General features: G+C 72.1%; 19 protein-coding genes, 2 pseudogenes and 1 riboswitch. Of the genes and pseudogenes, 10 read left to right on the top strand and 11 right to left on the bottom strand.

Annotated features, from left to right (window positions below; all coding sequences use genetic code 11):
• The first annotated feature begins 18 nt into the window (after nucleotides 1–18).
• Nucleotides 19–210 carry a hypothetical protein gene (locus OG737_RS27755; protein ID WP_405677373.1) on the top strand — a complete coding sequence of 64 codons (192 nt, stop codon included), beginning with the start codon at nucleotides 19–21 and terminating at the stop codon, nucleotides 208–210.
• 64 nt (nucleotides 211–274) lie between these two features.
• On the opposite strand, the gene OG737_RS27750 is transcribed toward OG737_RS27755, so the two are convergent.
• Entirely contained in the window at nucleotides 275–1,183 is a 909-nt protein-coding gene (locus OG737_RS27750) for an aminoglycoside phosphotransferase family protein (RefSeq protein ID WP_405677375.1), read from the bottom strand.
• A gap of 263 nt (nucleotides 1,184–1,446) precedes the next feature.
• Nucleotides 1,447–1,606: riboswitch (cobalamin riboswitch) on the top strand.
• A gap of 150 nt (nucleotides 1,607–1,756) precedes the next feature.
• Between OG737_RS27750 and OG737_RS27745 the strand changes: the two genes are divergently transcribed.
• The gene (locus tag OG737_RS27745; RefSeq protein ID WP_328928944.1) at nucleotides 1,757–2,185 is read left to right on the top strand and encodes an acyl-CoA thioesterase; all 429 of its coding nucleotides are present in this window, start codon (nucleotides 1,757–1,759) and stop codon (nucleotides 2,183–2,185) included.
• 60 nt (nucleotides 2,186–2,245) lie between these two features.
• Here the strand turns inward: OG737_RS27745 and OG737_RS27740 are convergent, their stop codons facing one another.
• The gene (locus OG737_RS27740) at nucleotides 2,246–3,544 is read right to left on the bottom strand and encodes an MFS transporter (RefSeq protein WP_405922114.1); all 1,299 of its coding nucleotides are present in this window, start codon (nucleotides 3,542–3,544) and stop codon (nucleotides 2,246–2,248) included.
• Nucleotides 3,545–3,667: 123 nt separating this feature from the next.
• On the opposite strand from OG737_RS27740, the gene OG737_RS27735 reads away from it, so the two are divergent.
• Nucleotides 3,668–4,240, top strand: a complete 573-nt coding sequence (locus OG737_RS27735) for a TetR/AcrR family transcriptional regulator (protein WP_405922113.1) — start codon at nucleotides 3,668–3,670, stop codon at nucleotides 4,238–4,240.
• Between the two features lie 123 nt (nucleotides 4,241–4,363).
• On the opposite strand, the gene OG737_RS27730 is transcribed toward OG737_RS27735, so the two are convergent.
• Nucleotides 4,364–5,299, bottom strand: a complete 936-nt coding sequence (locus tag OG737_RS27730; RefSeq protein WP_405922112.1) for an MBL fold metallo-hydrolase — start codon at nucleotides 5,297–5,299, stop codon at nucleotides 4,364–4,366.
• Nucleotides 5,300–5,457: 158 nt separating this feature from the next.
• Here OG737_RS27730 and OG737_RS27725 point away from each other — a divergent pair, with 158 nt between their 5' ends.
• The 3 genes and pseudogenes from OG737_RS27725 to OG737_RS27715 form a co-directional block, all read left to right on the top strand.
• On the top strand, nucleotides 5,458–5,667 hold the full coding sequence (locus OG737_RS27725) for a hypothetical protein (protein WP_328928940.1): 210 nt from the start codon (nucleotides 5,458–5,460) through the stop codon (nucleotides 5,665–5,667).
• Nucleotides 5,654–6,409, top strand: a pseudogene (locus tag OG737_RS27720) (amidase); the annotation flags it as partial. The gene OG737_RS27725 and the pseudogene OG737_RS27720, both read left to right, overlap by 14 nt.
• Nucleotides 6,410–6,414: 5 nt before the next feature.
• Nucleotides 6,415–6,636 (top strand): annotated as a pseudogene (locus tag OG737_RS27715) (alpha/beta hydrolase); the annotation flags it as partial.
• 115 nt (nucleotides 6,637–6,751) lie between these two features.
• Here OG737_RS27715 and OG737_RS27710 read toward each other — a convergent pair.
• The 3 genes from OG737_RS27710 to tsaD form a co-directional block, all read right to left on the bottom strand.
• Complete coding sequence (locus OG737_RS27710) at nucleotides 6,752–7,717, bottom strand: MBL fold metallo-hydrolase (RefSeq protein WP_328928939.1); 966 nt, start codon at nucleotides 7,715–7,717, stop codon at nucleotides 6,752–6,754.
• 175 nt (nucleotides 7,718–7,892) lie between these two features.
• Complete coding sequence (locus OG737_RS27705; protein ID WP_328928938.1) at nucleotides 7,893–8,567, bottom strand: hypothetical protein; 675 nt, start codon at nucleotides 8,565–8,567, stop codon at nucleotides 7,893–7,895.
• 274 nt (nucleotides 8,568–8,841) lie between these two features.
• Nucleotides 8,842–9,888, bottom strand: coding sequence for a tRNA (adenosine(37)-N6)-threonylcarbamoyltransferase complex transferase subunit TsaD (tsaD, locus tag OG737_RS27700; protein WP_405922453.1), 1,047 nt, complete (start codon nucleotides 9,886–9,888; stop codon nucleotides 8,842–8,844).
• Between the two features lie 214 nt (nucleotides 9,889–10,102).
• On the opposite strand from tsaD, the gene OG737_RS27695 reads away from it, so the two are divergent.
• From OG737_RS27695 to OG737_RS27685, 3 genes are read left to right on the top strand one after another with little or no spacing between them, the layout of a single operon-like run.
• Nucleotides 10,103–10,354, top strand: a complete 252-nt coding sequence (locus OG737_RS27695; RefSeq protein WP_328928937.1) for a hypothetical protein — start codon at nucleotides 10,103–10,105, stop codon at nucleotides 10,352–10,354.
• Entirely contained in the window at nucleotides 10,351–12,657 is a 2,307-nt protein-coding gene (locus OG737_RS27690; RefSeq protein WP_405922111.1) for a heavy metal translocating P-type ATPase, read from the top strand. Before OG737_RS27695 ends, OG737_RS27690 begins: the two co-directional genes overlap by 4 nt.
• On the top strand, nucleotides 12,654–13,181 hold the full coding sequence (locus OG737_RS27685) for a copper chaperone PCu(A)C (RefSeq protein ID WP_328928935.1): 528 nt from the start codon (nucleotides 12,654–12,656) through the stop codon (nucleotides 13,179–13,181). Before OG737_RS27690 ends, OG737_RS27685 begins: the two co-directional genes overlap by 4 nt.
• A gap of 31 nt (nucleotides 13,182–13,212) precedes the next feature.
• Here OG737_RS27685 and OG737_RS27680 read toward each other — a convergent pair whose 3' ends face one another.
• Nucleotides 13,213–13,428, bottom strand: a complete 216-nt coding sequence (locus OG737_RS27680) for a hypothetical protein (protein ID WP_328928934.1) — start codon at nucleotides 13,426–13,428, stop codon at nucleotides 13,213–13,215.
• Nucleotides 13,429–13,709: 281 nt separating this feature from the next.
• On the opposite strand from OG737_RS27680, the gene OG737_RS27675 reads away from it, so the two are divergent.
• Entirely contained in the window at nucleotides 13,710–13,919 is a 210-nt protein-coding gene (locus tag OG737_RS27675) for a heavy-metal-associated domain-containing protein (protein ID WP_328928933.1), read from the top strand.
• A gap of 57 nt (nucleotides 13,920–13,976) precedes the next feature.
• On the opposite strand, the gene OG737_RS27670 is transcribed toward OG737_RS27675, so the two are convergent.
• Genes OG737_RS27670 through OG737_RS27655 form a run of 4 tightly spaced genes read right to left on the bottom strand, consistent with a single transcriptional unit; the run spans nucleotide 13,977 to nucleotide 19,813 of the window.
• Nucleotides 13,977–15,005 carry a hypothetical protein gene (locus OG737_RS27670; RefSeq protein WP_328928932.1) on the bottom strand — a complete coding sequence of 343 codons (1,029 nt, stop codon included), beginning with the start codon at nucleotides 15,003–15,005 and terminating at the stop codon, nucleotides 13,977–13,979.
• Nucleotides 15,002–16,936, bottom strand: coding sequence for a ferritin-like domain-containing protein (locus OG737_RS27665; protein WP_405922110.1), 1,935 nt, complete (start codon nucleotides 16,934–16,936; stop codon nucleotides 15,002–15,004). The genes OG737_RS27670 and OG737_RS27665 overlap by 4 nt, the downstream gene beginning before the upstream one ends.
• A gap of 16 nt (nucleotides 16,937–16,952) precedes the next feature.
• Nucleotides 16,953–18,392, bottom strand: a complete 1,440-nt coding sequence (locus tag OG737_RS27660; protein ID WP_328928930.1) for a radical SAM/SPASM domain-containing protein — start codon at nucleotides 18,390–18,392, stop codon at nucleotides 16,953–16,955.
• The gene (locus OG737_RS27655; RefSeq protein WP_328928929.1) at nucleotides 18,389–19,813 is read right to left on the bottom strand and encodes a hypothetical protein; all 1,425 of its coding nucleotides are present in this window, start codon (nucleotides 19,811–19,813) and stop codon (nucleotides 18,389–18,391) included. Before OG737_RS27655 ends, OG737_RS27660 begins: the two co-directional genes overlap by 4 nt.
• Between the last annotated feature and the right edge of the window lie 332 nt (nucleotides 19,814–20,145).

Genomic DNA, 20,145 nt, shown 5'->3' with positions numbered 1-20,145 from the left:
TTCGATTGAATGGATGCCGTGACACATGCCTTGCGTTTCACCGAGAAGGACCTGCGCCGACTGGCGGGGGCGCGTTCCTTCGAGCGGGGGCTCGGCTATCTCTCCGCCGTCTCCCGGCTGGAGATCGGGGACGAAGCGATCACCGCCACCGTCGACGGAAACGACACCAAGCGGAAGCTGATGGCCGTTCTCGACCAGCACGGGCTCTGAACGTCCCACCCACTGTCACTGAACCTGCGCCGTACGGCGCTTCCTCCTGGGTCGGGGAGGCCGCTCAACGCGTGGCGGCGTCGGCGAGGATCGCCTGGAGGCGTGCTCGGCATTCGGCGACGAAGGCGGGGAAGGTGTCCCAGTAGTAGGAGATCCCGCTGACGCCCACCGCGACCGCCCAGGCGCGGGCGCGGGTCCAGGTCGAATCGTCGAGGTTCAAGGTGTCCCAGTAGGCCTGTCGGGCTTGTGGCGGCAGGTCCCAGACCGTGGAGTGCTCAGCGTCGGGAAATCCGACCGAGAGTCCTCCGAAGTCGATGACCGAGTGGAGCTTGCCGTCCCGGACCAGGAGGTTGGTCGGCTTGAGGTCTCCGTGGAGCCACACGTGAGGTCCGGAGGGCTCGGGCAGTGCGAGCGCGGCTCGCCACAGCTGTTCCAGAGTGTCGACGTCGAGCTCAGAACCCACGGTGGTCCGGCAATCGTCGAGACATCCACTGATCCACTGGTCGCACGGCCCCAGGCTGCCTCCGCGGTACCAGCTGAGGCCATCTGCGCGGGTCGCTCCCATGAGGTCGATGGCGTGGAGCTCCCTCACGACCGCCGCCAGGTCGGCTCCGAAGGCGGCCCAGTCCCGGACGGTGTCCGGGCCGGCTTCGTCACCGTCGATCCAGCGATAGACCGACCAGACGACCGGGAAGGCGTCGGTGGGTGTCCCGGCGTGGACGGGCTCGGGAACCGGACACGGGAGGAGGGGCGCCAGGCGGGGCAGCCATTCCTGCTCCTTCCGCACGGACTGTCCGTTGTCGGCGGTTCGCGGAAGTCGCACGAGCAGGTCATCGCCCAGCCGGTACATGGTGTTGTCCGTGCCTGCGCCTGCGGGCGACAACGGCAGGGCGGCCCACTCCGGGCGCTGCGCCTTCAGCAGTGACCGGACCAGCGTTTCGTCGACGGGGATCTCATTCTCGTGAAGCGTCACGCCGGAAGTCTCGCCGCTGGAGGGCACGGGAAGCCAGTGACTTTCCATCACCCCTGGTCCTGGTCCCGGCCCTGGCGGTCGGCCGGGCCGTCCTACGGTCCTACGGCAGGCCGAATCCGTACCGCGGCAACGGTCGGCCGCCGAGCAGCCGGAGCCGGCCGGGTGAGGCGGGGGTCACGCACGAGCGGCACCCGCGCCCGCGGGACAGCCCTTAGGCTGGCCCGGCAGCTGGTTCGCCCCGTCAGCCAGGCGGGATGCGTCGCAAGAGGGAACCCGGTGGGAATCCGGGACTGCCCCGCAGCGGTGAGCGGGAACGACCGCCGTCATACGCACTGGGTCCGGGACGGACCTGGGAAGCAACGGCCAGTAGGTGCCTCCGTACGCGCCATGCGTACGCCGGCCCGCCCGCGAGTCCGAAGACCTGCCGCTGCCCGTGCGCGAAAGACGCGTACGGAGATCTCGGTGGCCTCGAGGGCGGGCCGGCGGCAGCGGGCGCATGCGTGCCCGCCGCTCCTTCGCGCCTGCGGCCGGTCCACCGGGACCGCCCCCGCACGACTCGCGAAGGAGAGCTCCGTGACCGCGGACATCACCGCAGGCGCCAGGGCCCACAAGGCGCCGGCCGACTCCCGTGTGACCCTCGCCCACATCATGAGCGAGCACGACACCAACCTCTACGGGACCATTCATGGCGGCGTCGTCATGAAGCTCATCGACGACGCGGCCGCGGCGTCGGCGGGCCGCCATGCCGACGGCCCCGCCGTCACGGTCTCCGTGGACCGCATGACCTTCCACTCCCCAGCCCGTGCCGGGGACCTGCTGACCGTCCACGCCACGCTCGAACGAGCTGGCCGGACCTCCATGACCGTCTCCGTCCGGGTCACCGCGGAACGCTGGAACATCACCACCACTCCCGCCACCGAGGTCGCCACCGCCGTCCTGACCTTCGTCGCCATCGACGCCGACGGACGGCCGCGGCAGGTCCCGGGCCTGCTGGAGGAGTAGCGGGGGGGCGGGGCGGGGACCCCCGACCCACGACCCGCTCGTCCGGTGGCTCCGGGCCTCTCACCCTCGTGTACTACCGCGGTCACTCCGTGCCCAGGCCACACGGCCTCGTCCGACCGTGACATCGGCCGGTGGTCCCGCGGGGACCTCCGGGGCGGCGACCACGCTCCGGGGGAACCCGGGTCCGGGATGAGGGAGCGCGGCGGCAACGAGGGTGAGCAGCGCGGCCGTGGCGAGCAGGGCGACGAGGACGGCGTACAGATGGGCCGCTGTCCGCAGGCCGTACACCTCCGTCAGGAGGCCTGCGGCCACGGCCGGCAGGCTCATCGCCACGTAGGAGAGCACGTAGTACGCGGCCAGCGTCGTGCTCCGGTCGGGCTGCGGGACCGGGGCGAGGACCATGCGCAGCGAGCCCTGTGACACCGCGCCGAAGGCGACACCGGCCAGGAGGGCCGCGGCGAAGACGGCAGGCAGGCTCACCAGGTGGATGGCGGCCAGGGACAGGGCCACGGCAACGGGAACCGCCGAGCAGCCCAGGAGCGTGGCGGTCACGGGGCGTAGGCCGCGGGTGGCCCGGACCGTGAGCGCCGCCGACAGGCTCAGGGTGAAGAAGACCATGCCTCCGGCCGCCTGCGGAGCGTCGGGGGCCACGAGGCGGACGAAGGCCGGGCCGAGGGAGGAGTAGAAGCCTCCGAGCGCCCATACGGCGATGACTCCCCCGCCGCTGATCACAAGGGGCCCGCGGGCGGCCGGGGAGACGGCGAGGCGCGGACGCAAGGAGCGCCACGCCCCGGTGTGGGGACGGGCGGTCTCGGGGGAAAGGGAGACGGCGGCTGCCTGCCCGAGGAATACGAGCATCAACGCGAGGTACACGGTCACGGTCGGCCCGGGTACGTAGCGGATGAGCACGGTGGATGTCAGGACGCCGACGGCCATCCCTGCCGCCGGCGCGATGCTGTTGGTGAGGGCGGACCGGCCGGGGTGCCCCGGCTCGTCGAGATCGACCAGGGCGGCCCCCGCCGCGCTGGTGGCCGCGCCGGTGGCGAGTCCTTGCAGCACGCGCGCGGCGATGAGGGCTCCCATGCCGTCGGCGCTCGCGAACGCTGCCATCGAGGCCGCTTCCAGCGTGAGCGCGCACATGAGCACGGGACGCCGCCCTACGTGGTCGGACAGGGCCCCGGTGGTGAGCAGGGCCGCCAGCAGGGCGAGGGTGTACGCGCTGAAGACCACCGTCACGGACAGCGCGGACAGCTCCCACCGGTCCTGATACACGGGGTAGAGGGGAGTGGGCGCGCTGGAGGCGGCCAGCAGGGTGATCAGGATGGATGCGTCCAGCACGAAGGGCAGGCGCTTCACCATCAACAACTCCCGACTTAAAGCGGATGATTTGCTTTAAGCACGCTACTTCACCCTCGGGAGCTAAAGCAATCGGTTCGCTTTAAGTTGCCCCATGAAGCAAGGACTTTGCTTTAAGCTGCTCACATGAGTCGCAAACCCATGGTTCGCCCGGGCGGCCGCAGCGCCCGTGTCCAGGAAGCGGTCCATACCGCCGTGCGCGAACTCCAGGAGGAAGTGGGCCGCCCCGAGCTGACCGTTCCGCTCGTCGCGGCCCGCGCGGGCGTCACTCCGTCGACGATCTACCGGCGCTGGGGCGACCTGCAGGAGCTGCTGTCGGACGTCGCCGTGGAGCACCTGCGGCCGGACGCTCCGCCGCGGGACCACGGAGACCTGCCGACCGACCTGCGGAACTGGGCCGAGCAGTTCATCGAGGAGATGGCCTCTCCCATCGGCCGGGCCTACATTCGCGACGCCCTGCTCGGGGACCCCGGCGGTGACAACGCGGCGCGGTGCTCCGCGTACGCGGCCGAGCAGATCGACATCATGCTCACCCGGGCCGCGGAGCGCGGCGAGGACGCCCCCGACGTCGAGTCGGTCCTCGACCGGGTCGTGGCGCCCATGATGTACCGCATCCTCTTCCGTCCCGGCGACCTCACCGCCGCCTACGCGCGCCGGCTCGTGCAGGACGTCCTGAACGGCGGCGACACGTCCCGCTGACCGGGCGCGGCGGGTTCACGAGAGGCCGCCTCCAGCCGGTTCGCTCCGCCGCAGGATGCCACCGAGGCGGTCGACTCCACCCCGCGGTCCCGCGTCGGCCGCCGCGGCCCGATGCGCCGGCGGTCAGGCTCCGGCCACCGCGCCCCGGCCGGGCACGGGCTCGAGCCGGTAGGCGTCGCCCATGGTGACGACACGGCCGGCGGTCGGCGGAGGGAAGTGAGTGCCGAGGAGCAGGCCGTCGGTGTCGGCGAGCGAGGCGAGCAGCGAACGGCGGGTCGCCTCGGCCTGCTCGGGGTCGATGTCGACACAGCTGCCGATTCCCGGATGCGCCAGCTGTACGGGGTGATGGATGCAGTCCCCGGTGATCACCGCCGTGGCACCGGCACTGCTCACCTGGACGGCGACGTGGCCAGGAGTGTGCCCCGGGGCCGGCACCAGGCGCAGACCGGCGGCGATGTCGATGCCCTCGGACGGCACGTCGACCAGGTCGAGCAGACCCGCCTCCTCGACCGGATGCACGGAGTCGCGGAACATGGCGCGCCGCGCCTCCTCCATGTCGTACGCGGCCCAGAAGTCGTACTCCGCCTTCGCCGTGAGGTAGCGGGCGTTGGGGAACGTCGGCACCCAAGCACCTTCGGCTTCCCGCGTGTTCCAGCCGACGTGATCGGTGTGCAGATGGGTCAGCACCACCAGGTCGACGGACTCCGGAGCGAACCCCGCCGCCGCGAGGCGTGCGAGGTAGTCGGTGCGGAGGTCGTGCCATGCCGGGTTCGCGCGCGTCTTCCCGTTGCCGACTCCGGTGTCGACGAGTACGCGCAGTCCGTCCACGACCAGGGCGAAGCTGTGGCTGTCGATGCGCAGGATCCCGTCGCGATCCGCGAAGTCGGGCCGGAGCCAGCCCTGTTCGGCGACGACGTCGGCGGTGGCGGCCGGCAGGAGCCAGGGGCCGGTCTCCGGCGGCAGCGGGATCTCGTCGATGCGGTGGACGGTGACGTCACCGATCGCCCAGGACGGAGCGGCGGCGGGCGGGGCGGTTTCGGCGGGCGGAGCTGTGCGCACGAGAGATGTCTTCCTTCGTCTACGGAGGGCGGATCCACACTCAAAAGCGATTGGTTCGCTTTAAGTAACGTAGGCTCTGCCGTCAGCTAACGCAACCTGTTAGCTTTAGCGTGGCGGTGATCACTCGCCGCCCCTCAGCCCGATCAGGAAGGCCACACATGTCCGCCGCTGATCTCACGCCGCCGGAGGCGGCTCGCTGGGCCGCGCGATCCGGACTCCCGCTGGCGAACGAGCGCCACGCGGGAGTGGCGGCCACCGCCGACCACATCCATTCCGTCGTCTCCGTCCTGCGGGAACTGGACTTCGGGGACACACCGCCGGCCGCCGCGTACCGCGCGGGAGGGGAGCAGCACGATGCAGCCGTTTGAACTGACCGTGGCCGACGCCGCCGAGGCCATACGGACCCGGCGGCTGTCTCCGGTCGAGCTGGTGGACTCGGTACTGGAGCGCATCGAGCAGGTCCAACCGCGCCTGCGGGCCTACGCCGCGGTAACGGCGGATCACGCACGGCAGGCAGCGCGACGTGCGGCGGACGAGGCCGCCACCGACCGGATCAGAGGACCTCTGCACGGCATTCCCGCCGGGTTGAAGGACCTGATCGATGTGGCCGGGATGGCCACGTCCGCGAGCTCCCGGGTACGTGACGGCCACCGGGCGGTGGCCGACGCCACGGTCGCAGCGCAACTCTCCGCGGCCGGCACGGCTTTCGTCGGCAAGACCCACACGCACGAATTCGCCTACGGCCTGACCACACCTCAGACCGGCAACGCCTGGGACCGGGGGCGGGTCGCCGGTGGCTCCAGCGGCGGGTCGGCGGTCGCCGTGGCCGCCGGAGCCGCCACGTTCGCGCTGGGGACCGACACCGGGGGGTCGATCCGGGTACCCGCCGCACTGAACGGGGTCGTCGGCCTGAAGCCGACGTACGGACTGGTCCCCCGGTACGGCGTGACGTCCCTGTCCTGGTCGCTCGACCACGTCGGCCCCATCACCCGCACGGTGGAGGACGCCGCGCTGGTCCTGGCCTCCCTGGTCGGCCACGACCCGCGCGACCCGGCGTCCGTCCCGGCCCCGGCCGTGCTGCGCGCGGGACACGCGTACGAGCAGACCGGCACCTGATGGAGCACGACCGGGTGGACCGGGCGGCCGGCCATCAGCTGAAGATGCCCGTCACCGTGCTCCAGCAGGACTGGGGCGCTGCCCTCGGCTTCGACGCGGCCGCCCTGTGGCACACCTGGGCCGCCGACCTGCAGCACAGGACCGTCACGTGCGGCCACTTCATGGCCGAGGAGGCTCCCGCCGAGATCGCCGAGGCGCTCCGGGCCCTACTCGAACGCTGAACGCTGAACACTCGATCGCACGCGTTCCCGGGGGCGGCGTGGGCGAGAAGCCGAAGCCGCCCGAGACCCGCCCGCGCGACACCGCTACCCCCGTCGACGCGGACGCAGCGCCCGGTCACCGACCCGGCTGCTGGTGCTGTTCGGGCAGCCGGCTGTCCGGGTGCACCCACAGCAGCACGTTGCCGGGCCGCTCGTCGCCGAAGAAGGCGAGGACGTCCTGGTCCGAGTGGCGCAGGCTGAAGTGGGTGAGGACGAAGAGGGTGTGCGGGTGGGCCTCGACGACGGGCTTCAGCCGACTCCAGACGGTGTGTCCGACCCGGTCGGCCCGCTCGAGTTCGGCGTCGTCGAGATAGGTGCACTCGGTGATGAGCACCGGGTAGTCGAAGAGCCACGGATTGTCCGCGAACACGCTGACATGGGTGTCGCCGAGGAAGGCGAACAGCGGCCCCAGCACCTCGCGTTCGACCTCGATGCCGTCCTGGCGGCGCTGCGCCAGGATGCGGCCGAACTCCGCGCCCCGGCCCTGTTCGGCGAGGGACTGCCGCAATTCCTCGTACTCGGGCAGCAGTGCCTTGCGGCGTTCGGAGAACGCGTATCCCACGCACGGCACCTTGTGCGCGCACTCCACTACCCGCACGTGGTGCCCACGGCGTCCGAAAGTGAACTCGTCGCCGCCGCGCACCCCGTGCAGCCGGCATTTCGCGGCGAGGGCCGGATCGTAGGCGGCGCCGTGGTTCAGTTCGGCGGAGGCCCGCAGAAAGGTCTCCACGTACGGCACCGCCGCGGCGGGCAGGTGGATGTCGACACCGGCGGGCCTGGCGGCGAGGTAGTCGAGGTCCTTGGAATGGTCGTGGTGGGTGTGGGTGAGGAAGACGGTGTCCGTCTGACGGCCTTCCGCCAGTCCGGCGTCGAGCGCGCAGCGCAGTTCCGGTATGTGGAAGAACGTCTTGTCGTTGGCGCGCGAGTACCCGGTGAGGGTGAGCTCGGTGCCGGGTATGCGGCACGTCTTCCATTGTCGGAACGGGTGTCCCTGCTCAAGCCGTTCGGGGTGGGCGGGTATCCGCGAAGGGGCCTGTGTCATCGCTGCCTCCGTCGTACCGCCATGATCAGGTGAGGACCCGATCGTAGTGGGCAGTGCCCCGCGGCGGCCCACGGTTTTCCGGCCGCCGGGCACAGCCCGGCGGCCGCGTGCTGCCCCGGCCCCCTGCCCCCGCACGGGCGGGGTCAGGGGGCCGGGGTCACAGGCGAGTCGCTACTCAGCGTTCCTGGACGAAGGCACGGCCCGTGCGGGACTCGTCGGAGCAGGAACGCTTCTCCGCATCGGTCATCTTCCGGCTCTTCACCACCACCGCATTGCTCTTGCCGTCAGTGCCGTTCTTGGCCGGGCTGGTGATGGTGTCCTGGAAGAACCAGTAGTAGTGGCCCCACTTGGGGCTGTCGTAGTGGGTCTGCCAGGTGCCGGAGACCTTCTGCATCACCTGGGCGCGTGAGATCCAGCCCACCTCGCCGGGCTTCACCGTCATGTTGAGCGAGCTGCTCTCCGAGTGAGTGCTCGACCAACTGTGGCTGTAACTCGCCGTTATGCTGAGGTCCACGATGCCCGCGATCTTGCCTCCGGCGGTGACGGAGACGCCCAACGAGTCGGTGGATCCCACCGTGTCGTCCCACGTCATCGCCTGAGTGGCGTCGGACGTGCTGCAGTTGAACACCGAGTTCGACACCTGACGGAAGTCACCCAGGTACGCCTCGCCGAGCTGGGGCGAGTTGAACGTGCACTTGCCTTCGCCCGAGGCGCAGTCCGCCATGAGCAGCGGCCGGGTCGGCTGGTCGGCAGCGGACGCCGGAAGGGTGCTTGCCGCCGCGACTGCGCAGGCCGCCGCCGTCATTGTCAGCGCGCGGGCCGCGAAGCGCTTGACGCGGTTTGTTGTCATCGTGGTACCTCTCACGGTGCTGGGGGGATCGGTGACCGATGTACGGCGGGGGCGCATTGAGGCGCCCAACGGCAGCACGTTCGATCACCGCCTGTTGCAATCCGAGATTCTCCCGACCCGTAAGAAAGGTACGGTGCTAATCAGACAACGTGCGGCGTGCCCTTCGTGAGGCTTCCACGAGCGGCGAACGGCGCGCGGGGCGCGGGGCGCCCGGAGTGGTACTGGCTGCTGATCGAGCACGCAGACACCGAGATCCAGCTCACCTGGGCCGATCTCACGGCAGCGCGGCGGCGGGGTGCAGGGCCGCGTACTCCAGCGGCGCGGACGGGTCGATCGACATGTCGAGCCGTGCGGGAGCCGAGCCCGCCCGGACCAGCAGGTCGCCGACGGCGGCGATCATCGCCCCGTTGTCGGTGCACAGCGTCAGCGGCGGTACCCGCAGCTCGACGCCGGCGGCCGCGCACCGCTCCTCGGCCAGCGCCCGCACCCGCGAGTTGGCGGCGACCCCGCCCACCACGACGAGCGTGCGCACCTCGTACTCCCGGCAGGCGGCCAGCGCCTTGCGGGTCAACACGTCGGCGACGGCCTCCTGGAGCGAGGCGGCGCCATCGGCGAGGGGGATCTCCTCGCCTCGTATGCGGTGCTGCTCGGCCCAGCGCGCGGCCGCGGTCTTCAGCCCGGAGAAGGAGAAGGCGTACGGGGCGTCGCCCGGCCGGGTCAAGGGCCGCGGGAGCGCCACCGCGCAGCCGTTGCCACCGCGCGCCGCCCGGTCGATGGCCGGCCCACCGGGATAGGGCAGGCCGAAGACCCGCGCGACCTTGTCGAAGCACTCCCCCGCCGCGTCGTCCACGGTGTCGCCGAGGTGGAGGATCGGATCGCGTACGAGGTCCCGTACGAACAGCAGCGAGGTGTGCCCGCCCGAGACGATCAGCACCATGCACGGGTTCGGGAGCGGCCCGTGCTCCAGGGTGTCGGCGGCGACGTGCCCGGCCAGGTGGTGCACCCCGTACAACGGCACCCCGGCCGCGTAGGCCAGGGTCTTCGCCCCGGCCAACCCCACCTGCAGCGCACCCGACAGGCCCGGCCCGGTCGTCACCGCGACCGCGTCGATGTCCTTGATCCGCAGCCCCGCCTGGTCCAGCGCCTCCCGCACGACCGGGTTGAAGGCCTGTACGTGCGCGCGGGCGGCGATCTCCGGCACGACCCCGCCGAAGCGGGCGTGCTCGTCCATGCTCGACGCCACCACGTGCGCGAGCAGCCGTCCGCCGGACACGATCCCGGCCCCGGTCTCGTCACAGGACGACTCGATGCCCAGCACCACCGGAGAGCCCACCACAACCTCTTTCGCACATAATCAGTTACTGCAATTAATGGGCAACAAGGTACCCGGAGCGGCGGGAACTCATCGACGCCTCGCCCCGACTACTCGTGGGGACGGCATCAGCGCACCGCGGGATGCCCCCTCGGCAGCGGTCTGCGTACCGCAGCACCTGACGAGCGAAGGGCGCCGGACCGCGCCCGTCACTGGAGTGGCAATGACGCAACCACAGCAGTCCCCCGGCGGCACGGACCTCTCGCTGCGGCGGTGGGTGCCGCCGCCGGCGCTCGCGGGGTTCCTGGTCCTGCTGGGGCTGATGTTCTGCCTGTCGTACGTGATCGGTGCCTCGGCCGGTCCGGTCGCACCGGGTATGCGCTCCAGCGGGACCGGCGCCACCCCCGACAGCGGCAGCCCCGGGCCGCACGGTCACAGCGGCGCGGGTGGCACTCGGACGGACGGTGCGCGATGACCCCGGAGCTGGCGACCGCCTCCACCACGGACCTCACCGTCGGCGGCATGACCTGTGCGGCCTGCGTCAACCGCGTGGAGAAGCGGCTCGGAAAGATCGACGGGGTCAGCGCCACGGTCAACTTGGCCACCGGCCGGGCGCGGGTGATCCATCCGCCCGGCACCACGGCGGACGAGCTGGTGGCGGAGGTCGAGCGTGCGGGGTACACAGCTGAGGTCCACGCGCCTCCCGAGCCCCGGGGACAGGCGGAGAACGGGTCGGCGGATCCGGTACCGGAGAAGAGGAAGGAGGAGGACCGCATCGAGCGCGAGCGGCTGCTGATCACGGCGCTGCTCTGTGTGCCGGTCATGGTCCTGTCGATGGTCCCGGCTCTGCAGTTCCGCAATTGGCAGTGGCTGTGCCTCGCGCTCGCCGCACCCGTGGCCGTCTGGAGCGCCTGGCCCTTCCATGTCCGCGCGCTGCGGGGCCTGCGGCACTCGGCGGCCACCATGGACACGCTGGTCTCGCTCGGTGTCGTCGCCTCGTTCCTCTGGTCCCTGTACGCGTTGTTCCTCGGCGGCGCGGGGCAGCCGGGTATGCGGATGCCCTTCACCCTCCTACCCTCCGCCGGAGGCGAGGTCGCCCACGTCTATCTGGAAGCGGCGGTCGGCGTACCGCTGTTCGTCCTGACCGGCCGGTTCCTGGAAGCGCGGGCACGGCGCGGTACGGGCGCGGCGTTGCGATCGCTCTCCGCGCTGGCGGTCAAGGACGTGACCGTCCGCGAGAACGGCGAGGATCGGCGGATCCCGGTCGAACAGCTCACCGTCGGGCAGGAATTCGTCGTCCGGCCCGGGGAGCGCGTCGCCACGGACGGCGTCGTGGTGTCCGGGAACTCCGCCTTGGACCTGTCCCTGCTGACCGGCGAGAGCGATCCCGTCGAGGTCGGGCCGGACCGGACCGTGATCGGCGCGGCGGTGAACGTGGGCGGGCTGCTCGTCGTACGGGCCACCGCGGTCGGCGCGGACACCCGGCTCGCCCGCATCACCCGCATGGTCACCGATGCCCAGGCCGGCAAGGCGGCGGCGCAGCGTCTGGCCGATCGCGTGGCGGGCGTCTTCGTCCCCGTCGTCCTGTCGTTGGCGGTCACCGTGCTCGGCTTCTGGCTCGGCGCCGGTGCGGATCCGCAGCCCGCGGTGACCGCGGCCGTGGCCGTCCTCGTCGTCGCCTGCCCCTGCGCTCTCGGCCTCGCGACTCCCACCGCGCTGCTGGCCGCGACCGGCCGCGGCGCCCAACTGGGCATCCTGGTCGGGGGACCGCGGGCCCTGGAGGCTCTGCGGCACGTCGACACGGTCGTACTGGACAAGACCGGCACCCTCACGACCGGGCACATGACCGTCGCCCAGCTCACGCCGCTCCCCGAAGGCCTGGGCCGGGAAACCGTCCTGAGGCTGGCCGGATCGGTGGAGCAGGGCTCCGAGCATCCTCTCGGAATCGCGCTGGCCGCGTACGCGCGGCGGAACCTGCCCGGTGGGACTCTGCCGCCAGTGACGGATTTCCGGGCCACCCCCGGGGCGGGTGTCAGCGGTGTGGTCGACGGCCGGGTGGTCGAGGTGTGCGCGCCGGGCGCCGACCTCCCCGAGGCGCTGGCGAAGGCACTGGCCGCCGCCGAGGCCGCCGCGCTGACCCCCGTCCTGGTAAGGGTCGACGGCGTCGGCCAAGCGCTGGTCGGCCTCGGGGACGTCGTGCGTCCGGGCAGTTACCGGGCCGTCGACCGCCTTCGGCGGCTGGGGGTGGAGCCGGTCCTGGCCACCGGCGACCGCGAGGCCCCCGCCGAGGCCGTCGCCTCCGCGCTCGGGATCACCCGTCTCCATGTCCGCTGCACCCCGGAGGACAAGGCCGCGCTCGTAAGGCGGTTGAGGGACGAGGGCCGACGGGTCGCCGTCGTCGGCGACGGTGTCAACGACGCCGTCGCGCTGGCCGCCGCGGATCTCGGGATCGCCATGGGCAGCGGTACGGACGTCGCCATCGGGGCGGCCGACGTGACCCTCGTGCGCGGTGACGTGGAGGCGGTCGCGGACGCGGTCCGCCTGGCCCGGCGCACCCTCGCGACCATCCGGGTCAATCTGGTCTGGGCGTTCGGCTACAACCTCGTCACCGTCCCGCTGGCAGCCGTCGGGCTGCTCAACCCGATGGTCGCCGCGGCGGCCATGTCGGCCAGCTCGCTCCTGGTCGTGGGGAACAGCCTGCGCCTTCGCGGCTGGGACCCCGCGGGCCGGACCGCCGGTGCACGGGCCCGCCGCGCCCGGGGAGGAAGTGAACGATGACCGATTCCGCTCGGCGGGAAGTGGTGGAGGGCCGGCGGCCGACGCAGCGGCGTCTGCGTGAGGCGTACCTGGCCGCGGCCGTTCCTGTGATCGCGTGCCTGGTCGGCCTGTGCGGGCTGACGGCCTGGGCCGGCTCCGGAGCTGCCGGCACCCCACCCCGCGTCGCGGTCGACGGCGGCCGCGTCTTCCTCCCGTACGCCGACAAGGAGAACACTGCGGCGTTCTTCCGGATCTCGAACCTGGGCGGCGCGGACGACCAGCTGGTAGCCGTCACCTCCCCGGCCGTGGAGCAGACCATGCTGAGCCGGCACCGGAGCACGGGCACGGGGGCCGATTCCATGAGCATGACCGGTCCCCTCGCCATCCCGGCCGGGGGCACCGTCAGCATGTCCCCCTTCGAGGTGGACGTGATGGTGAGGGTGAAGGAACGCTGGCGGGCGGGGCAGATGATTCCCTTCGTCCTGCACTTCCGCCACAGCGGACCGGTCGAGACGATCGCGGTCGTGGTCCGGCCCGGCAGCTGAACGCCGCCGGGCCGGGGGCGGCCCCGTCGCCTCAGGCGACCGCGACGGCGTCGAGTTTGCCCGCCTTCGCGTCCTCGATGAGGGAGCCGAACTGGTCGGCGCTCATCTCCACGCGCTGTCCGAAGTCGTCGGTGATGACGACCCGCCTTTCGACGGGCGCGGACTCGTCGACGAACAGCTGGGGGCAGCCGCAGTCGCACTTGCCGCAGAACGTCGCTATCGGTGCCAGGGAATTGATATCGGTCATCACGTGCGCCCTTTCCTTTCACGTCCGTCTGCGGAACGGCCTCCCGCCACCGGACGTGAAGGGAATGCCCGTTCGGTGGCGGGCGCAAGCACCCTGGTGAACCCCCGCGGGAGCACAGCGGGGCGGGCCTGTGCTTCCGCTGCCGTCGGCCGCCCCCAAGTCGCGGAAACCAGAAGGCCCCTCCGTACGACTACGGGGGAGAGGCAGACGGTCCCCGCGCTCACCGGGCGGGAGCCGCCCGCGGCCTCCACCCTGTACGCCACTGTCGAGGAGAGAACGCCATGGATGAGCAGCGCTACCGCGTGACCGGCATGACCTGCGGCCACTGTGCCGGCCACATCACCGAGCAGGTCAATCAGGTGCCCGGGGTGAGCGGCGTCGTCGTCGACCTCGACGCGCAGGCCGTCACGGTGAGCGGCGCCCCGCTCGACGACCGTCTGATCCGCGCCGCCATCGTCGAGGCCGGCTACGAGGTCGCCGCGGCGCTCTGAGCACGGGCCGCGGATGCCACGGCGCGGCAGATCAGAAGGATGCGCGCGCGAGGATCCTCAGTCCGCAGGATCCCCATCACCCCGGAGCAGGCGAGCCTGCCGCCGGCCGGCGTCGATCTCGTGCTGCCACGAAGGAGAGGCGAACGCCTGCGGATAGAGCCGGGCACAGGTGGCGAGGTGGGCGCGGAAGGCCCTGCGCAGGCGCGATGTGTAGTGGGTGCACAGGGGTCCCTGCGGCGCCCCGGTGACCATGGCGTGGAGGGAGGCCGCGGCAAGGATGGCGGTACGCAGGGCCTGGGCCGATCCGGTGCCGCTGAGCGGGTCGTAGCGGATCGCGCCGGCGCCCACCAGGATCCGGCCGGGCACCGCCGGGGTGCGGTGCAGGCGCGGGGCGGCGGGCAGGGCTACGGCGGTCCGGGGGGCGTGCCGCAGAGCGGGGGCCAGAGCCGAGCCCGCGAGCAGCGACTCCAGCAGCTCCGTCGGCCGGGTGGCCGGACCGGGGACCATGGCTTGGAGCAGGGCGCGCCCGTCGCCCAGTGGGGTGAGGTGCAGCCACGCGCGTTCGGTGCAGACGAGCCGGGCGGTGCTCTCGTCCGTACCTGGCGCCAGCGGGGCCTCCCCGGCCAGGAGGTGGCGCCGCCCGGCCGTCCAGTGACCGGACGAACCGGCGGCCGTGACGGTCCACCGCGGTGGGCCGGGCGTCTCGGAGAGGACGTCCGGGTGCCGGGCGGCGAGGCGGCCGAGCAGGTGTTCGGCGAGGCGGGCGCCGTCCACGACGGTGGCCGGCTGGGGCATGCGCCGGCCGGTCGCGTCGGCGTCGGGCCCCCAGTACACCTGGCGGTGTGTGAGCTGATGGCAGTGCGTCGGCAGCTCGCCGCCCCACAGGGAGCGCAGCAGGTCCATCGTGGGTCCGCCCAGCAGCAGCGGACGGGGGCCTGCCGCCGGCCCGGGCGACCGGAGACGGACCCGGTGGCCACGGGCGAGCAGCAGCCAGGCGCAGGTCAGTTCGGCAAGTCCCGATCCGGCGATATCGACGGTCGCGGAGGCGTGGGGAGCGGCAGGCGTCCGCAGCGCCGGGGATGTCATTGCAGGCTGCACGCCGCGACCAAGGCGCGCGCGCCCTCCTCTTGACGGTCCATCTGCTCCTGCAGGCTGCCGTCCGCGAGTGAACGGATGGAACGCACCACCTCGCCCACGGCCCGCGCGGCGGCCCGGGGCGCCTGCCCGTCCGACAGCGCCGGGGAAGGCGCGGCGAACCGGGGTGCCACTCCGCGTGCGGCGAGCCGGTGGTTGAGCTCGTGCAGGTTCTGCATGGAGCGCACCGCTTGGGCCCTCAGGAGTCCGCCCGCCCTGTCGCCCGCCTCCAGCGTGGCGCGCAACGCGCCCAGCACCATGGCGTAGTTGAGGTCCGCGAGGCGGAGCAGCTCCACGTCCAGCGTGTCGTTCGGCGGCGTCAGTCGGCGCAGGTAGCCGTCCGGGTCCAGACCCGCCAGATGTCCGCGGATCGCCGTGAACCGGTGGTAGTGGTCATCGCCCTCGTCGATGATGAGCTTGATCAGGTGGGCCAGCCGTTCGGCCTGGGGGAAGGCGCTCGGGTTGTTCACGATGGTGTGGTGCAGCCGCACGTACATCCCGTCGATGCCGTCCGGGTCGATCTGGGCGCTCGGTTTCTCGACCGCGATGAACCACTCCAGCTGCTCGGGTGTGAGCGGCTCCAGCCTGAACTGGTGACCGGTCTGCTGCTGGATGACGAAGTCGTCGGCGGGCCTGTCGAGTTGGAGCGGGCGCCCCAGCACGCCGAGGATCTCGTTGACCCACCGCAGATGGCGCATCTCGTCCTCGGCCACCCCGAAGACCTCCTGCGCGGCCGCGAAGACGCGCCGGACCGGGACGTCCTCGGGGGTGTCCTCGGGCAGGGTCATCGGAGCGTCGAGCGAGTAGTGGGCGTAGAGGTATTCGAGGCACAGCGCGTGCTCGACGACGGCGAGGCGGGTCAGTTCCCTGATGACGTCCTGCGGCTCCATCAGGGGAAGGTCCAGCGGGGCGGGCACGCCCAGGGCGTCGTCCTCGCGCCCGTTGAGGACGACGGGGAGCACGTTCCAGTTCATGATCAGTTCGGGGTGGTCGAGTTCGAGCGGCCCGCGCTCCAGGTAGGTGGTCAGGTCCGGGGCGGGTGGCACGGTGGTGCGGTCGCTGCGCTGGAAGTTGAGGTTGCGGTACTCGCCGCCGGATGTGGCGGAGATGTCGGGTTTCGAGGCGGCCCAGTAGTAGCAGCCGCACTCCCGGAAGTCGTACTGCCAGGGCGCGCACAGGCTGCGGGTCAGGTCGCCGGGCTCGTACACGTCCGGTTCGATGACCCCGTCCTCGTCCAGGTAGTCGGCCCGCTCGGCGGTCAGGATGGCCACTTCCAGCACGCCCGCGTCGTCGCGCTGCACCGCGCTCCGGCCTTGTGTCCGCCAGCTGCCCAGGCCGCCGGGAACCCAGAAGGCGCCGGGCGACCGGCTGCCGGAACCCCGGCCCACGACGATGGAGATCGTCCCCGGCAGCAGGTCGTGCACCAGCCGCCACATCCCCGGGCCGTCCAGGTCGACCGCGTGGAAGACCGGCGCCTCGGCCTCTGCCTGGTCCACGGTGGTACGCCCGCACACGGCCCACAGGTGCAGCCGCTGTTCGTCGTCCCCGGTGCTGTCCCCCAGGTCGGCGTCGGAGATCCCCTGTTCCTCGGCGACCCCGCCCTTGACGGCGAGCAAGCGGGATCCGGTGTCGTGGTGGAAGTCGAAGACGAGCCCGCGGAAGAAGGCCTTGTCGAGGTTGCGCTGGTCGAACTCCAGCCCGGGGAAGCAGTTGTCGACACCGCTCTCGGGGCGGGAGCCGGACGGGTTGCCGGCCACCCTGTGCGCGGCGCGGGCGGTGAGGTTGCGGGGGAAGATCTTCCCCGCGGGCGTGGAGACGCCCGCGGGGAAGATCTTCCCCGCGGGCGTGGAGACGCCCGCGCTCCCGGGGATCGGCTGGTCCATGGTCGGCTCCTTCAGGTCAGCGGGCGAGGGCGGCCGGGTCGCTCGGCAGGTCGGATACGGGCGGCAGCGCGAAGAACCCCGGTGCCGCCTCGGTGAGTTCGACGTACGCGCGCAGGCAGAAGTCGAGCCAGCCGCGGATGTAGTCGCAGCCGGGCCGGCCGCGCCGGCTGACCTCGTGGTAGCAGCCGCCGCCGCACAGGTAGCGGGCCCAGCAGGACCGGCACGGCTCGGCCCGGTCCACGTGCCGGGCGGCCAGGTGGCGTTCCCGGGCGGCCCGGTCGGGTCCGTCGGCCAGCGAGCCCATGGCGAAGTCCGGGTCGTCGACCAGGCGGTGGCAGGCGTAGAGGCCGCCTTCGGCGGAGGCGCTGAGGTAACCGGCGCCGGCGCCGCACGGGTAGGGGCGGTGGCCACCCGTGTGGAGTTCGTACATCGCGGTCTGGAAGTTCCCGAACGGGTACGGGCGGCCCGCCGACAGCTCGCGCAGGGCCTTCTCACCGCACTCGACCATCCCGTCGAGGAAGCCGGTGAAGGCCGCGGTGTCGATCTCGTACGCCGGATCCGGCGCGCTCACCACCGCCGCGAAGCCCACCTCGTCGAAGCCCAGGCCGATCCCGTGCTCCAGGATGTCCGGCAGCCGCCCTGTGTACGGCGTCACGCTGACCCGCGCCGACAGGTGCCGGGGCCGCCCGTACCGGGCCAGCACCGCCAGTCCGGTACGCAGTCGGTCGTAGGCGCTGCCGCCGCCCGGTGCCCGGCGCAGCGCATCGTGCCCGGCACGGTCGCCGTCGAGGCTGACGGCCACCGTGAAGGGGTGGGCGGCGAAGAGTTCGGCGTCCGCGGGCCGGACGGTGGTCAGGTTGGTGGTGAGGGCGAAGCGGACCGCGTGCCCGCTGTCCTCGCCGGCCCCGACCGCGTACCGGACCACCTCGTGGACCAGGTCCCGGGCGAGCAGGGGTTCGCCGCCCATGAAGCCGACCACGACCCCGGCTCCGGGTGCGGCCTCCGCGAGCAGCCGGTCCACGGCGGCGAAGGCGGTCTCGCGGGGCATGGCCCGGGCGGAGCCGCCGAAGCGGCCCTCGTCGGCGTAGCAGTGACCGCAGCTGAGGTTGCAGGCCTGCATCACGTTGAGCGACAGCGAGGACAGGGGCGGTACTTCGGCCGGGGTGCCGTCGATGCGCGGGGCGGGCAGTCCGGGCGCGGCGCCCCACAGCGGAAGGCCCAGGTCGGCGGCGAGGGCGGCGTCCTGCGCGGGTGTGTGTGCCGTGGCCGCCCAGCGCTCCAGCCGGGCGGCGGCGGCTTCCGGCAGGTCGTAGATCCGGCTGCCGTCGGCCAGGAACAGGTGGGTGCCGTGGGCACTGCGGACGACCCGGGTCTCGGCGCCGAGGCCGCGCGGCCCGGATACCGGCTCCGTCTCCGGTTCCGGTGGGCGGCGCCCGATCTGCAACAGGAGGCTCATGTGCCCTCCTCCACGTTCTCCCGCAGCGAACTGACCCAGCCCGCCAGCAGGTTGTACTGGCGACGCGTCAGGTGCATGGGGTAGGCGTCGGAGCCGCGTACCGCGACCGGCATGCGGCGGTCGTGCCACCGCTGCTCCTCCACCGGGGTCCTGATGACCTGCCGGAGGAGTTCGGGCCGTTCCCGGAACAGGTCTTCCAGGAACTCCAGTGCCACGAACCTCCGGTGCCGCCGGCGGCCGCGCTCGGTGAGGGGGAGCGTCACCCCCGGGAGTGGGTCCGGCGGACCGAAGGTCCGTTCCCGGGCCTCGTCCTCGGGCAGGCCCAGGCGCCGGGCCCTGCGCACGTTCTCCAGGGTCGCGCGGTCGTTCTGGGCGTCCACGTTGACCGCGTCCATGGCCTCCAGAACCCGTTCGAACAGGTCGCGCACTTCCAGCGCCGTCAGGTCACGGTTCGCGGTGATGTACACGGGGTCGCTCACCTCCTCCCGCTGGACCCGGTCCGCCAGCCCGTCGGCGAGGGAGGTGAAGGGCCGGCGGTCGGGCGCGAAGTCCGGCGGTGTGACGACGATCCGCGCGCGGGCGGTCAGGCCTCCGAGCGTGACGCCGACCAGGCCGTCGCACACGTCGTCGACCAGACCGAGGCTCACTCCGCCGTCCTCGGGCGTCGATCCGGCGAAGAGCGCTCCGGGAAAGGTCCGCGCGTCGGTGGCGCCGGAAAGGGTGAACCCGCACCAGGCCGCGTCCGGCGCCAGGAACAACCGCTCTTCCGGCAGGAGGTACCGGCTGGTCCGGTCGAGCAGGTTGCTCGGGCCGTACACGACCCCCGTGCCGGGCGTGAAGCGCAGCCGCAGCTCGGGAAACCCGCCGCCCGGGCGGGGCAGCTGGACGGAGCCGAGCGGCACGCTCTGCCCCGGCGGCACGAGGGGCCGGTCCGCTCCGGCGGGCGACCGTCCTTTCAGCGGTTCCCGCAGGTGGTGGTCGCCGCTCAGTTCGACGGCGGCCTCGATCCGGTCGCCGGGCGAGCGGGTGCACTGGTGCGCCTTGAGGTTGGCGACCTTCACCGTCCACTTCACGTCGGCCAGATCGATGCCGAATTCGGTGAGGACGTCGACGGTGACCGGCTCGTCGGTGTGGCGCTGCCCGTCGGCCGACGTCCAGGTGCCGTGCAGTTCGAAGAAGGGGCAGATCGGCCGGAAGCCGTTGACGTCCTTGAACCGGACCCGTTCCCCGGGATCGGGCTGCCGCTCCGTCAGGGTGCCGTCATCGGTGACTTCGAAGGTGGGCGCGGGCACCACGGTGGTCTTGCCCGTGCCCCGGGGCGACAGGTCGCTTTCGCCGTAGTGGTAATTGCCGCACGGGGTGGGGGACGGGCCCAGGCGGGCGAAGGCGAGAGGTGGGTGGAGCCAGATCCGTTCGATCACCGTGGGTCTCCGTTGTCCAGTGGGGAGAGGGGCTCGTTCAGCCAACGCCTCGCGCGTACGGTTCCTGCCGGCGCGGTTCGGATCCGGGTACTCGTTGCGCGGGGCGCACCGCCCGCGGACGACCCAGCCCATCGGTCGAGCGGCGCAGGGGGCAGATCGCCGGCCGGCCGGGAGCGGAGAAGGGCATGTCAGCGCCTCTCGAAAGGTGTGGGTCGTTTCCCCGGTGACGCAGCGTACGCACGTTCGTCACTCAGCGTACCGAACGATCACGCTGTGCACCCGGAGCCACGCGGTGTGCCCGCTGGTGCCACTGCCAGCACGGCGGCCCCCGC

It is taken from the genome of Streptomyces sp. NBC_00122 (assembly GCF_045160845.1).
GTDB lineage: Bacteria > Actinomycetota > Actinomycetes > Streptomycetales > Streptomycetaceae > Streptomyces.
Note: the sequence above shows the minus strand (reverse complement) of the source record. Positions and strands in the feature narration are given on the sequence as shown.

Bases quoted from the DNA above. Each gene is read 5' to 3' on its own strand.
- OG737_RS27740 (WP_405922114.1), bottom strand. From the start codon at position 3,544: ATGGTGAAGCGCCTGCCCTTCGTGCTGGACGCATCCATCCTGATCACC.
- OG737_RS27735 (WP_405922113.1), top strand. From the start codon at position 3,668: ATGAGTCGCAAACCCATGGTTCGCCCGGGCGGCCGCAGCGCCCGTGTC.
- OG737_RS27725 (WP_328928940.1), top strand. From the start codon at position 5,458: ATGTCCGCCGCTGATCTCACGCCGCCGGAGGCGGCTCGCTGGGCCGCG.
- OG737_RS27710 (WP_328928939.1), bottom strand. From the start codon at position 7,717: ATGACACAGGCCCCTTCGCGGATACCCGCCCACCCCGAACGGCTTGAG.
- OG737_RS27705 (WP_328928938.1), bottom strand. From the start codon at position 8,567: ATGACAACAAACCGCGTCAAGCGCTTCGCGGCCCGCGCGCTGACAATG.
- OG737_RS27695 (WP_328928937.1), top strand. From the start codon at position 10,103: ATGACGCAACCACAGCAGTCCCCCGGCGGCACGGACCTCTCGCTGCGG.
- OG737_RS27690 (WP_405922111.1), top strand. From the start codon at position 10,351: ATGACCCCGGAGCTGGCGACCGCCTCCACCACGGACCTCACCGTCGGC.
- OG737_RS27685 (WP_328928935.1), top strand. From the start codon at position 12,654: ATGACCGATTCCGCTCGGCGGGAAGTGGTGGAGGGCCGGCGGCCGACG.
- OG737_RS27680 (WP_328928934.1), bottom strand. From the start codon at position 13,428: ATGACCGATATCAATTCCCTGGCACCGATAGCGACGTTCTGCGGCAAG.
- OG737_RS27675 (WP_328928933.1), top strand. From the start codon at position 13,710: ATGGATGAGCAGCGCTACCGCGTGACCGGCATGACCTGCGGCCACTGT.
- OG737_RS27670 (WP_328928932.1), bottom strand. From the start codon at position 15,005: ATGACATCCCCGGCGCTGCGGACGCCTGCCGCTCCCCACGCCTCCGCG.
- OG737_RS27665 (WP_405922110.1), bottom strand. From the start codon at position 16,936: ATGGACCAGCCGATCCCCGGGAGCGCGGGCGTCTCCACGCCCGCGGGG.
- OG737_RS27660 (WP_328928930.1), bottom strand. From the start codon at position 18,392: ATGAGCCTCCTGTTGCAGATCGGGCGCCGCCCACCGGAACCGGAGACG.